Below are 12,872 nucleotides of genomic sequence, written 5' to 3' on the forward strand. Positions count from 1 at the left end.
AGTTGGCCCCGGGGAGCCTGAAATGCGCAAGTCGATTCGTTACGCCGGGATTGCTGTCCTGAGTGCCACCATGCTCGTTGCCGGCACGGCCTCGGCGCGTGACCGTTATCACCATCGCGGCGGTGGCGGATCGGCGGGGGCGGCGATTGCCGTGGCGGCGGTGGCAGGGCTGGCGCTCGGTGCGCTGGTGGCCAGCAGCCAGCCGGTGGTGGCTGCGCCGGCGCCGGTCTACATGCCGCCGCAACCGGTCTACGCACCGCCGCAGCCGGTCAGCTATGCCGCGCCGGCCGTGCCGCCCGGCTATTGCTACAACGAGTACCAGGGTGCCTACGTGCCGTGCGGCCGCCCGGCCCCGGTCCAGTACGCGCCGCAGCCGTACTACGGCTATTGAGCGGGCTGGCGGGTGGGCGCGTCGACTTCGATGCCCCAGTCGCCGTGTTCGTACCAGTCGTCGCCGAGCAGTTCCGCCGGATGCTGCGTGCGGCTCGATCCGTTGCCGCAGCCCATGGCGTCGACGGCGCAGTATTTGTCGCAGCCCCAGCAGATGCGCTCGGGGTGCCGGGGATGGATGGGAAATTTCTTGGCCATGGATGGTGCCGGCACGCGGAAAGGTGCCGGCGCCATCGATGGTAGTCCTTCGTGCGACAGGTTTTGGCGAAACCACTATGTGGTTTGCGCTCGATCAAAAGCGAATCCGTGATGTGGAACGCCGAGGCGGGTACGTCACGTCCCTCCGCCGGGCCGGTGCCGCATGACCAGGTGCAGCCCGCCGGCGGCCATCGCCATGCCGAGCCAGGCCAGCGGCGGCATCGCCTCGCCGAGCACCAGAAACGCGATCACGGCGGTGCAGGGCGGCACGAGGAAGAACAGCGCGGAGACGCGCGACGCCTCGCCGTGTCGGACCATCGCCAGCAATAGCGAAATCGCCACAAGCGAGTTGCCGAAGACGAGATAGGCGAGCGAGCCGAACAGGCCCGGTGTCCACGCCACATGCATCGGTTCGAGCCACCACGCGAGCGGCGCGGTGACCGCGAGCGCCACACCGCACTGCACGGTGTTGGCCAGCACCGGATGCACGGGCGCGCCGAAACGTTTTTCGTAGAGCGTGCCGCCCGTCATCGCCAGCAGCGCCAGCACGGCGAACAGCAGTGCCAGCAACGAACCCACTTCCACCGACGACCGCGCCCCGATCACAACGGCGGCGCCGGAAACCCCGAGCGCCAGCCCGAGCCAGTGCACGCGGTCCACGCGCTCGCCGGCCACGGCCGGCGCCAGCAGCCCGATCAGGATCGGCTGCTGCGAGGTGACCAGCGCCACGGCACCGGCAGACATCCCCAGCTTCAGGCTCAGATAGGTGAATGCGAAATAGCCGGCCTGGATCAGCAGGCCGATCATCGCCAGGTGCAGCCATGGCGCTGCGCCGCGCGGCAGCGGCGGCCTGAGCAGCAGGCAAGGCAGGATCAGCAGCCCGGTCACGCACGCGTAGCGCAGCGCGAGGAAGGTGAGCGGATCGGCGTATTGCAGCCCGAGCTTGAGGAACACGAACCCCGAGGACCACAGCAGCAGGAACAGCGCCGGGGCAATGCGCAGCCACAGCGGGGCAGCGGGAGTCTGTAGCGTGCTTTGTGGCATCGGGGGGCGGAGCCGGGCGGGAAGGACGAACGATAGCATTACGGCGCTGCTTGACGCCTCCTCCCCCGCGCCGTGGCGCAGGACGACTACCCCGCCAGCCCCGGCACCAGCAGCAGCTTGCCGGTCGTGGCGCGGCTTTCCATGTCGGCGTGGGCGCGTGCCGCGTCGGCCAGCCGATAGCGCCGGCCGATGGTCGGGCGCAGCTGGCCGTCGAGCATCCACTGGAACAGTTGCGCCGCATGGCTGCGCAGGCGTTCCGGCGTACGCACGTGGTCGGCAAAGACCGCGTAGCCGATCTTGATGCTGCGCGGCAGCGACATGATGTCGAGCGGCCCCGGCCCGCCCAGGATCGGGCCGTACCAGCAGAGCGTGCCGGCCACCTTGAGCGCGTCGAGCGAGCCCTGGAACGTGGCCGGCCCCGAGCCGTCATAGACCACGTTCACGCCCTCGCCGCCCGACAGCCGCACCGCCTCGGCGGCGAACTGGCCGTCGGCATCGACGATCACGTGATCGGCGCCGGCCGCCCTGGCGATATCGGCCTTGCCCGCCGACGACACGCGGCCGATCACCCGGCCGCCGCGCAGCTTGATGATCTGCGTCAGCAGCAGGCCCACGCCGCCGGCCGCCGCGTGCACCAGCGCCACGTCGCCGGGCTGCACCGGATAGAACTCGGTGGCGAAGTGGCTCGCGGTCAGGCCCTGCATCATCACCGAGGCGGCCGCCTCGTCATCGATGCCATCGGGCACCGGCACCAGCGCGGCGGCGGGCGCCACCACGTGGTCCGCATAGCTGCCCGGCACGTAGGCCCACGCCACGCGCTGGCCGGGGGCGAAGTCCTGCACGTCCGGACCCACTGCCACCACGCGCCCCGCGCCCTCGACTCCCGGCACGCGCGGCATGGGAATCTCGGTCCAGAACTGCCCGCGCCGCACGCCCATGTCCATGAAGTTCACCCCGGCCGCTGCCACGCGGACGAGCACTTCCCCGGGCCCCGGCGACGGCACGGGACGCTCCACCCCCTGCAGCACAGCCGGGTCGCCAGCGGTTGCCATGAGAACTGCCTGCATCGTTCCAGCCATGTTCCTGCTCCTTTGTGGAATGATCATTCCAGAATTAGTAAAAAATAAGGCCCGGCCTTAACGCAGGGCCCGCAATGCCAGTTGTCCGAGCGATTCCAGCTCATCCGGCCCCGCCCCGCCGCGTGCCGAGATCCGCAGCGCGGCAATGCTCGCCAGCAGGAACGCCGCCAGCAGCTTGGGATCGGCATCGTTCTGGGCGTCGCCGTCCGCCTGCGCCTGGGCGATCGTGGCGATCAGCGCGGCCGACAGCGGCATGCCGAGTTCGGCGCGGATCGCGTTCAGTTCATCCTGCTTGTCGCCGAACTCGCTGATCGAGCCAACGCCGAGGCAGGGGGTGTGCGCGGTGCGCACCACGCGGCCCATCATCCGGTAGATGCCGTCGATGGCCTTCGGGCCGGTGCGCAGTGCCGTAATGTGCGCCTGCGTTTCGCCTTCGCCGTAGCGGCGCAGCGCGGCGCAGTACAACTGCCATTTGTCCACGAACGTGTCGTAGAGGCTCTGGCGGCCGATTTTCATTGCGCTGGTCAGCATCGTGGCCGAGGTGCCCGCGTAGCCGTGCTCGCAGAAGACGCCAATCGCGGCGTCGAGGGCTTCGCCCTTGTCGAATTCTTTAGGTCTTGCCATGCACCGGATTCTAGTAATACTGGAACGATCAGTCAAGAAAGAATCGTGCAACGGCCTGGCGTGTTGGCCGGCAAGGCTTCAGGCGGCGGTCCGGGGCAGCGTGAGGGTGGCGCGCGTGCCGCCATCGGGGCGCGGCGCCAGCAATAGTTGCCCCTGATGGGCTTGCACGATCGAGCGCGAGATGGCCAGCCCCATGCCCATGCCGCTCGGTTTGGTCGTGAACAGCGGCTCGAACACGCGCTCGGCCAGCGCGGGGTCGAAGCCTTCGCCCCGGTCGTCCACGTGGATACGCAGGCTGTCCCCGGCCAGTTCCCAGTCCAGCACCAGTTCGCGCTGGCCTTCGGGCCGGTCCTGCATCGCTTCGGCGCCATTCATCAGCAGGTTCAGGATGGCCTGCTGCAGCAGCACGCGTTCGCCGCGCACGGGCAGCGGCGGCACGCGCGGGTCCAGGCGCAGCGTGACCTTCATGGCGCCGAACGTGTGGGTTGCCAGGTCCGCCACCTCGCGCAGCGACGCGCCCAGATCGAAGACGGCAAAGCCCGGTGCGTCCTCGCGCGCCCGGGCACGCAGGCTCTCGATGATGGTGCGGGCCCGGTTGGCGCAGGCGGAAATATGCGTCAGCGCCTCACGCGCCCGGGCCACGTTGGGTTCGTCGCGTTCCAGCCAGCGCAGGCCGGCGCGTGCCGCGGAATCGAGGGCGGTGACCGGCTGTGCCACTTCGTGGACGATCGATGCGACGAGTTCGCCATACAGGCTCAGGCGGTTGGCGCGTGCCAGTTCGGCCTGCGCGTGGCGCAGCTTGTGCTCGGTCTCGTCGAGGCGGGTGGCCTGGCGGGCGAGCGACTCGCGCAGGCGGGCATTCTCGTGCGCCAGCGCGCCATGCCGGTCCGCGTCGAGCGGCCAGCCCGGCGGGGGACAGATCGAGCGGAAAAAATCGGGTTCTGCGTTCATCTCGGTTGCCTCTGGCGCCGCGCACATCGTTAGTTCATGTAGTGAACACTCCATAAACCAACCTTAGCACAACCTTTCCGGTAATGACAAACTCAGTTTTTGTTTTGCGATGGTGCGAGCCGTCGTTCCAGACGCCATGGGCGCATGTAACGCATTGATATATAACGAGATACAGTGTGATGCTTGCTAGGCGGAAGTTCGCCTTGTATGATCCTTCACTCATGTAGTGTTCCCTGTACGAAACACAGATGGCCGCCCCGCCGGAGAGCGGGGACAGCGGAAAAAGCCGCTGCCATAGGAGTGATATGACGCAAGCAGTAAAGAAGGCGGTACGTGGCACGGGCGTGCGGGAAGCCGCCGCCCAGGCCACGCGCGACAACATCCTGCGCGCGGCGACCAAGGTCTTCGCGCGCTACGGCTATGAAGGCGGCAGCGTGGAGAAGATCTCCCGGCTGGCCAAGTCGTACGACCGGATGATCTATTACTACTACGGCAGCAAGGAGGGCCTGTTCGTGGCGGTGCTGGAGGGCATCTACCGGCGCATGGACGAGGCCGAGGCCAAGGTCGCGCCGGACCCCGCCACGCCCGTCGAGGCGCTCAAGACGCTGATCCGCTTCAAGCTCGACTACTACCGGCGCAACCCCGATTTCGTGAACCTGCTGAATACCGAGAACCTGCACAAGGGCCGGCACGTCTCCAAGCTCGAATCGAAGGGCGAGTATTCGTCGCACGCGGTGGACATCATCGCGGGCATTCTCCACAGTGGTGCAGCGCAGGGGCTGTTCCGGACCGATCTGAACCCGCGCGACGTTTTTCTGTTGATCGCCTCGGCCGCCTATTTCTATACTTCGAACCGCTACACGCTGTCGGTATTCCTGGGCGAAGAACTTGACACGCCCGAAGCCGTGCAGCACTGGGAGTCGTTCGTGATCGACAGCGTGCTGCGCGTGGTGCGCGCCGAACGCGCCCCAGCCTGACCCTCGCCCCACCCTGCCATGAACTACCTCCGCCCCCCGACCCTGGAAACGGCGCTCGCGGCGCTGGCCGAACGGCCGCGCCGCGTGGTCTGCGGCGCCACCGACTGCTACGCCGACCCGGCGCTGGTGCCGGCCGCCCATGAGTGGGTCGATATCGGCCGCATCGGGGCGCTGCGCGGCGTCTCGCGCGAGGGTGGCGTGGCACGCATTGCCGCGGCGACTACCTGGGATGACATCACGCAATGCGCATGGCTGCCGGCGGCGCTGCGCGAGGCGGCGGCGGGCGTGGGCTCGCGCCAGATCCGCACCCAGGGCACGCTCGGCGGCAACCTGTGCCACGCGTCGCCGCTGGCCGATGGCGTGCCGCCGCTGCTGGCATTGCAGGCCGAGGTGGAGCTGGCCAGCATGCGCGGCGAACGCCGTCTGGCGCTGGGCGATTTCCTGCGGGGCCGCCAGCAGACTGCGTTGGCGGCCGATGAGCTGCTGGTCGCCATCAGCTTCCCGCTGCCGGCGGCGCGCGACCGTACGGCCTTCGTCAGATGCACCAACCGCGACGGCATGGCGCTGGCCGTGGTGTCGGCGGCGGTGCATCTGCGGCTGGCGGACGGTGGGGCGCTTGCGCGGGCCGCCATCTGCGTGGGGGGCGCCTCGGCGGTGCCGCGCCGCCTGCACGGGCTGGAAGCGGCGCTGACCGGCCTGCAGCCATCGGCAATGGCTGGCATCATCGCAGGTGCCGCGCTGCCGGAGCTTTCGCCGATCGACGATTGCCGCGCCACGGCGACCCATCGCATCGATCTTGCCCGGCTCGCCGTCACGCGTGCGGTCCGGTTCTGCCTGGAGGAATTCGCCCATGACGCCCCCGCTTTCTGAGGGCCCGCCCTGCGCCGCCGTGGCCGATGAGGCCGTGGCAGTGCAGGCGCGGCCGCTGGCGGCAGAGCCCGGCTGGTTCGAACTCAATGGCGCGCGGGTGCCGCTGCCCGCTGACCCGTCGCGCCGCCTGCTGGACCATCTGCGCCACGCTTTGCACCAGTTCGGCACCAAGGAAGGCTGCCGGCAGGGCGACTGCGGCAGTTGCACCGTGCTGGTGGACGGCGAGGCGCGCTACGCCTGCCTCGTGCCGGCGGCGCAGATGGCCGGCCGCAGCGTGGTCACGGTGGAGGGTATCGCCGCGGGCACGCGCAGCGGCGCGCGGCTCCAGCATGCGTTCCTCGCCCATCAGGCCGTGCAGTGCGGTTTCTGCACGCCCGGCATGCTGCTGGCTGCCGCGGCGGCGGTCGATGCCGGCCGCGTGACCGACCGCGCCAGCGCACGCACCGCCATCGAGGGCGTGCTGTGCCGCTGCACCGGGTACCAGAAGATCGTCGATGCCGTGACCGAAGTGGGCTGCGGCGCCGTGGCCCGGGGCTGTACGCCGCCCCCGGCGCAAGGGCCGGCGGTCGGCGTGCCGCTGACGCGGCTGGACGGGCCGGAAAAGGTGGACGGCAGCCAGCGCTTCGGCGCCGACGCATGGCCGGCCGACAGCCTGATCCTGCGCGCCGTGCGCAGCCCCCATCATCGCGCCCGCTTCGCGCTGGGTGACCTGGACGCGTTCGTCGCGGCCCATCCCGGCGTGCACCGCGTGTTCACGCATGCCGATGTGCCGGGCCTGAACCTGCACGGCGTGGCAACGCCCTATGCCGACCAGCCCGTGCTGCCGGTGGCCGAGACGCGCCACTACCTCGAAGCCATCGCGCTGGTGGCGGGCGAGCGCGAGGTGGTCGAGGCGCTCGACCTGCGCGACTTCCCCGTGACGTGGGAGCCGTTGCCGCCGGTGCTGGACGTGGCCGACGCCGTGCGCGCCGACAGTCCGCAACTGCATGCCGAGCGGCCCGGCAACCGGCTGATCGAAGGCGTGGTGCGCCGTGGCGACGTGGCGGCCGCGCTGCGCGAGGCGCCGTACGTGGTCAGCGCCACGTTCGAGTCGAGTTTTGTCGAGCACGCCTATCTGGAGCCCGAGGCGGGCTGGGCGCGCCGCGTGGGCGGCATGGTGGAAGTCCATTCGTCGACGCAGGCGCCGCACCCCCATCGCGCCGATCTCGCGCGCATCCTCGGCGTGGCGCCCGAACAGGTGCGCGTGGTGGCCACCGCCGTGGGCGGCGGCTTCGGCGGCAAGCTCGACATGACCGTCCAGCCCTGGCTCGCGCTGGCCGCGTGGCACCTGGACCGGCCCGTGGCCATGGTGTTCTCGCGCGAGGAATCGATGGCAACCTCCACCAAGCGCCATCCGGCCCGCATCGCCACGTCGATGGCCGCCGACGCCGAGGGCCGTATCACGGCCGTGTCGTTCGAGGGCGACTACAACACCGGCGCGTTCGCGTCGTGGGGCACGGCCGTGGCCAACCGCGTGCCGGTGCACGCCGGGGGGCCGTACCGCGTGCCGCACTACGCGGCGCGCGCCCGGGCCGTGCATACGCACATCACGCCGGCCGGCGCGTTCCGGGGCTTCGGCGTGCCGCAGACCACGATGTCGCAGGAGCAACTGGTCGATGCACTGGCGCGCAAGGCCGGCATCGATCCGCTGGAATTCCGCGCGATCAACGCGCTGCAACCGGGCGATTCGCTGCCGACCGGGCAGGTGCTCGACGGCAGCGTGGGCCTGCTGGCCTGCCTCGACGCGCTGCGTCCGGCATGGCGCGAAGCGCAGGCGCGCGTAGCCACGCTGAACGCGTCGGCGCCGGCCGAACTCCGCCACGGCGTGGGGCTGGCCGCGTTCTTCTACGGCTGCGGCAATACCGCGCTGCCGAACCCGTCGACGGTGCGCTTTGGCGTGCGGCCGGACGGCATCGTCGTGCTGCACCAGGGCGCGGTGGACGCGGGGCAGGGCGCCAATACCGTGATTCCGCAGATTGCCGCCGATGCGCTGGGCGTGCCGGTGGACCGCCTGCGCATCGTCGGCCCCGATACGCACCTGACGCCGGACTGCGGCCGCACCTCGGCGTCGCGCCAGACCTTCATCACCGGCCGCGCGGCGTTCCTGGCCGGGCAGGCGCTGCGCCGGCGCCTGCTGGCGCTGGCCGGCGCGCCGCACGACGCCACGCTCTCGGCCGGTGCCGATGGCATCCGCGTCGATGGCCACCCGCTCGATCTCTCGGCGCTGCCGGCGGACCCGCACGGCTATGCCGTGGCGGCCGAGGAAAGCTTCGACCCGCCGGTCACCGCGCTCGACGCCGACGGGCAGGGCAAGCCCTACGCCACCTACGCGTTCGGCGCCCAGATCGCCGAGGTGGTGGTCGATTGCCAGAGCGGCCGCGTGCGCGTGCTGAAGGTGGTGGCGGCCCATGACGTGGGCCGCATGGTCAATCCCACGCTGCTGGCCGGACAGGTCGAGGGCGCGGTGGCGCAGGGGGTGGGGCTGGCGCTGATGGAGCAGTACCGCCCCGGCCAACATAACAACCTGCACGATTACCTGATTCCCACGGTGCACGACATGCCCGAGGTGCGCGCAATCTTCGTCGAGGCGCCGAACCCGCTGGGGCCCTACGGCGCCAAGGGCATCGGCGAGCCGGCGCTGGTGCCCACGGCGGCGGCCATCCTCAACGCGATCCACGACGCCACGGGCGCGCGCATCGGGCAGGCGCCCGCCACGCCGGACGTGGTGCGCCAGGCGCTGGCGGCCCGCCCCGGTCCCGCGCCGTAGGCTGCGCGCCCTTCCACAGGATTCCAAAGAACAATGACTACAACCAAGCTGGATCGGGATACAGCGCAGCGCGGCGCGCCGCTGTCGTGGTACGCGGAATTGGGGCCCGGCGGGCAGCGGGCGTTCAAGGCGTCGTTCGCCGGTTGGGCGACCGACGCGTTCGACTTCATGGTGTTCAGCTTCGTGCTGACCGCGCTGATCGACCTCTGGCACCTGGACCGCGCCCAGGCCGGGCTGCTGGGCACCGTGACGCTGGTGTTCTCGGCCATCGGCGGCTGGGTGGCCGGCATGCTGGCCGACCGCTACGGCCGCGTGAAGGTGCTGCAGGGCACGATCCTGTGGTTTTCGGTCTGCACGCTGCTGATTGGCTTTGCGCAGAACTTCGAGCAGGTGTTCGTGCTGCGCGCGCTGCAGGGGCTGGGCTTCGGCGGCGAATGGGCCGTGGGCGCGGTGCTGATCGGCGAGATCATCGCGCCGAAGCATCGCGGCAAGGCCGTGGGGCTGGTGCAGAGCGGCTGGGCCGTGGGCTGGGGCGCGGCGGCCATCCTGTACAGCATTGCGTTCTCGGTGCTGCCCGAATCGCTGGCGTGGCGCAGCCTGTTCTGGGTGGGCATCCTGCCCGCGCTGCTGGTGATCTACGTGCGCAAGCACGTGCCCGAGCCGGACGTGTTCCGGGCCGCCAACGCCGCGCGGCAGCAGGGCCGGCGCACCTCGGTATGGGCCATCTTTTCGGGCCGGCAGCTGCGCACCACGGTGCTGGCCGCGCTGCTGTGCACGGGCATCCAGGGCGGCTTCTACGCGATGTCCACCTGGCTGCCGACCTACCTCAAGCTCGAACGCAACCTGTCGGTGCTCGATACCGGCGGCTACCTGCTGGTGATCATCGTCGGCTCGTTCTGCGGCTACGTGGTGGGTGCCCATCTGGCGGACTTCTGGGGGCGCCGCAGGAACTTCATGGTGTTCTCGGCGCTGTCGCTGGCCTCGGTGTGCCTCTACCTGACGCTGCCGCTGTCCAATGCCGAAATGCTCTGGCTCGGCTTTCCGCTCGGGTTTGCCTCGTGCGGCATCTTCAGCGGCGTGGGCGCGTACCTGACGGAGCTGTATCCGTCGGAGAACCGCGCCAACGGCCAGAGCTTCACGTACAACTTCGGGCGCGGCATTGGTGCGCTGTTCCCGACCCTGGTGGGCTGGCTCAGCCATTCCACCGGGCTTGCCACGGCCATTGCGATCTTCTCGGGCGCCGCATATGGGGTGGTGTTGCTGATGGTCCTGCTCCTGCCCGAAACCAGAGGCCAGTCCCTGGAGACCGATCATGCCCGCCACTAGCCATGCCCTGAAGTCCGCGCCGGCGTCTGCCGTGCCCCGTTCCGTGCCGCGTACCGTCCATATCGTCGACGACGACGACCTGGTGCGCGGCGCGCTGACCACGCTGCTCGAATCGCTCGACCTCGACGTGCGGGCGTTTGCCTCGATCCCCGAGTTCCTGGAAGCCCCGCCCGTGGACGGCCCGTCCTGCCTGGTGCTCGACGTGCGCCTGCGCGGGCAGAGCGGGCTGGCCTTCCAGCGCGCGATCGTCGACAAGGGCGAGCCGCACATGCCCATTGTCTTCATGAGCGGTCACGCGGACATTCCGATGACCGTGAAGGCGATGAAGGCCGGCGCGGTGGATTTCCTGGCCAAGCCGTTCCGCGAGCAGGACATGATCGACGCCGTGATCGCCGCGCTGGAGCACGACGCGCGGCGGCTGGAGACCGAGCAGTCGCTGCGCGGCCTGCGCGCGGCCTGGGAGACGCTGACGCTGCGCGAGCGCGAGGTGCTGGGGCATCTGGCGGCGGGCCTCGTCAACAAGCAGATTGCAGCGGCGATGGGTGTGGCCGAGATCACGGCCAAGATCCATCGGGGCCATGCCATGCGCAAGATCAACGCGCGCACCGTGGTGGAGGTGGTCCACAAGATGCAGGCGCTGGCCGGCGAGGCTGGCGCCTGACCGGCGGCGCCCGATGGCCGGCGCCTGACCGGTGGACGCGCTGATTGCCGCCGCGGCCCGCGCGCTGGCGGCTGGCGATCCGCTCGGCGCGCTGAACCGCGTGGCGCTGCGCGACGACGCCCCGGCCCTGGCGCTGCGCGGCATTGCGATGGCCCAGCTTGGCGACCTGCCGCGCGCCCGCACGCTGGTGCGTGCGGCGGCGCGGGCGTTCGGTCCCAGGGAGGCCATGGCACGGGCGCGCTGCGCGGTGGCCGAGGCCGAGATCGCGCTGGTGGCGCGTGACCTGGGATGGCCCGAGCGGGCACTGGTGGCCGCCGGCGCCGTGCTGCAGGCCCACGGCGACCGTGCCAACGCGGCGCATGCACGCTACCTGGTGGCGCGGCACCAGTTGCTGGTGGGCCAGATCGACGCCGCCGAACGCACCATCGCCGCTCCGCATCCCGACTCTCACCTCGATCCTGCCCTGCCGCCGCCGCTGCGCGCCGCGCACGAACTCGTGGTGGCGGGAATCGCGGTGCGGCGGCTGCACGGCGCGGCGGCGCAGGCGGCGCTCTCGCGTGCGGCCGAGGCCGCCGCTGCCGCCGGCATTCCGGCCCTGCGCGCCGAGGTGGAGCACGCGCACCGGGCGCTGGCGACACCGGTGGCACGGCTGCTGGCCGGTGGCGCGGCGCGCCCGCTGCGGCTGGCCGAGGTCGAGGCGCTGTTCGCCACCGACACGCTCGTGGTGGACGCCTGCCGCATGGCCGTGCGCCAGCTCGGTGCCAGCGTGCCGTTGGCGCGCCGGCCCGTGCTGTTCACGCTGGCGCGCGCGCTGGCGCAAGCGTGGCCCGGCGACGTGCCGCGCGACACGCTGATCGCCAGCGCCTTTCGCACCCGCCATGCCGACGAGACCCATCGCGCCCGGCTGCGGGTGGAGATGGGCCGGCTGCGCGCGGCGCTGGCGCCGCTGGCGACGGTCAGCGCCACCGCGCAGGGCTACACGCTGCTGCCGCAGGACGGGCGGCCGGTGGCCGTGCTGGCACCGCCGGCCGAGCAAGCGCACGCGGCGGTGCTGGCCTGCCTGGCCGATGGCGCGTCGTGGTCCAGTTCCGCGCTGGCGCTGGCGCTCGGGGCCAGCCAGCGCACCGTGCAGCGCGCGCTGGACGCGCTGGCGGCGGCTGGCAAGGTCGAAGCCGTGGGGCAGGGCCGTGCCCGGCGCTGGATGACGCCGGTGCCGCCCGGTTTCACGACGGCATTGTTACTCCCCCTGCCGGTGCCCGGCGCGTAGCATGGTTTCCATACCCACCGGGGAAACCAAGGAGACCAGCATGAAACGACACGCCGCCGAGATCATCGAGGAATACGGCCCGTTCCCGGGCCACGACACCGTGCACGGCCTGACCTGGGATGGCCAGCAGGTCTGGTTTGCCGTGGGGCAGCAGTTGCTCGCGCTCGACCCCGCCAGCGGCAAGACCGGGCGGGCCATCGACGTGCAGGCCGATGCCGGCACCGCGTTCGATGGCCGCTACCTGTTCCAGATTGCCGAGCGCCAGATCCAGAAGATCGACCCGCAGACCGGCAAGGTGGTGGGCACGATCCCGGCGCCCGGCAATGGCAACGATTCGGGGCTGGCCTGGGCCGAGGGGTCGCTCTGGGTGGGGCAGTACCAGGCGCGCCAGATCCACCAGGTCGACCCGGAGACCGGCGCCATCCTGCGCACCATCGAGTCCGACCGCTTCGTCACGGGCGTGACGTGGGTGGACGGGCAACTCTGGCATGGCACCTGGGAGGCCGACCGCAGCGAGCTGCGCCACGTCGACCCGGCCACGGGCAAGGTGCTCGAAGCCGTGGAGATGCCGGCCGGCACCGGGGTCTCGGGGCTGGAGTCTGACGGGGCCGGGCGCTTCTACTGTGGCGGCGGCAACAGCGGCAAGATCCGCGCGGTCAGGCGGCCGGCCTAGCGTGGC

At 70.8% G+C, this 12,872-nt stretch carries 13 protein-coding genes; 8 read left to right on the forward strand and 5 right to left on the reverse strand.

What is annotated here, in order from left to right; all coding sequences use genetic code 11:
• Positions 1-22 precede the first annotated feature (22 nt).
• Positions 23-391, forward strand: a complete 369-nt coding sequence (locus EV147_RS25365) for a mechanosensitive ion channel protein MscS (RefSeq protein ID WP_130393993.1) — start codon at positions 23-25, stop codon at positions 389-391.
• Here the strand turns inward: EV147_RS25365 and EV147_RS25370 are convergent.
• From EV147_RS25370 to EV147_RS25390, 5 genes are all read right to left on the reverse strand, one after another.
• Positions 385-588 carry a DUF3079 domain-containing protein gene (locus EV147_RS25370; protein ID WP_130393994.1) on the reverse strand — a complete coding sequence of 68 codons (204 nt, stop codon included), beginning with the start codon at positions 586-588 and terminating at the stop codon, positions 385-387. The genes EV147_RS25365 and EV147_RS25370 overlap by 7 nt on opposite strands.
• A gap of 135 nt (positions 589-723) precedes the next feature.
• Positions 724-1,632, reverse strand: a complete 909-nt coding sequence (locus EV147_RS25375) for a DMT family transporter (protein WP_130393995.1) — start codon at positions 1,630-1,632, stop codon at positions 724-726.
• An 86-nt stretch (positions 1,633-1,718) separates the two neighbouring features.
• Entirely contained in the window at positions 1,719-2,684 is a 966-nt protein-coding gene (locus EV147_RS25380) for a quinone oxidoreductase family protein (RefSeq protein WP_235845025.1), read from the reverse strand.
• A gap of 84 nt (positions 2,685-2,768) precedes the next feature.
• Entirely contained in the window at positions 2,769-3,335 is a 567-nt protein-coding gene (locus EV147_RS25385; protein ID WP_130393996.1) for a TetR/AcrR family transcriptional regulator, read from the reverse strand.
• Between the two features lie 78 nt (positions 3,336-3,413).
• Positions 3,414-4,286 carry a sensor histidine kinase gene (locus tag EV147_RS25390; RefSeq protein WP_235845027.1) on the reverse strand — a complete coding sequence of 291 codons (873 nt, stop codon included), beginning with the start codon at positions 4,284-4,286 and terminating at the stop codon, positions 3,414-3,416.
• A 305-nt stretch (positions 4,287-4,591) separates the two neighbouring features.
• Here EV147_RS25390 and EV147_RS25395 point away from each other — a divergent pair, with 305 nt between their 5' ends.
• The 7 genes from EV147_RS25395 to EV147_RS25425 are packed head-to-tail and all read left to right on the forward strand — an operon-like array spanning position 4,592 to position 12,866.
• Complete coding sequence (locus tag EV147_RS25395) at positions 4,592-5,263, forward strand: TetR family transcriptional regulator (protein ID WP_130393998.1); 672 nt, start codon at positions 4,592-4,594, stop codon at positions 5,261-5,263.
• Between the two features lie 18 nt (positions 5,264-5,281).
• Positions 5,282-6,133, forward strand: a complete 852-nt coding sequence (locus EV147_RS25400) for an FAD binding domain-containing protein (RefSeq protein WP_130393999.1) — start codon at positions 5,282-5,284, stop codon at positions 6,131-6,133.
• Positions 6,114-8,939, forward strand: a complete 2,826-nt coding sequence (locus EV147_RS25405; protein ID WP_130394000.1) for a molybdopterin-dependent oxidoreductase — start codon at positions 6,114-6,116, stop codon at positions 8,937-8,939. Before EV147_RS25400 ends, EV147_RS25405 begins: the two co-directional genes overlap by 20 nt.
• 33 nt (positions 8,940-8,972) lie before the next feature.
• Complete coding sequence (locus tag EV147_RS25410; protein ID WP_130394001.1) at positions 8,973-10,265, forward strand: MFS transporter; 1,293 nt, start codon at positions 8,973-8,975, stop codon at positions 10,263-10,265.
• Positions 10,252-10,926 (forward strand): response regulator transcription factor, encoded by a 675-nt coding sequence (locus EV147_RS25415; RefSeq protein WP_130394002.1) that lies wholly within the window; start codon positions 10,252-10,254, stop codon positions 10,924-10,926. The genes EV147_RS25410 and EV147_RS25415 overlap by 14 nt, the downstream gene beginning before the upstream one ends.
• Before the next feature lie 31 nt (positions 10,927-10,957).
• Entirely contained in the window at positions 10,958-12,193 is a 1,236-nt protein-coding gene (locus EV147_RS25420; RefSeq protein WP_130394003.1) for a helix-turn-helix domain-containing protein, read from the forward strand.
• A gap of 40 nt (positions 12,194-12,233) precedes the next feature.
• Entirely contained in the window at positions 12,234-12,866 is a 633-nt protein-coding gene (locus EV147_RS25425) for a Vgb family protein (protein ID WP_130394004.1), read from the forward strand.
• The last annotated feature ends 6 nt before the right edge of the window (positions 12,867-12,872 follow it).

The organism is Cupriavidus agavae, from assembly GCF_004217045.1.
GTDB classification, from domain to species: domain Bacteria; phylum Pseudomonadota; class Gammaproteobacteria; order Burkholderiales; family Burkholderiaceae; genus Cupriavidus; species Cupriavidus agavae.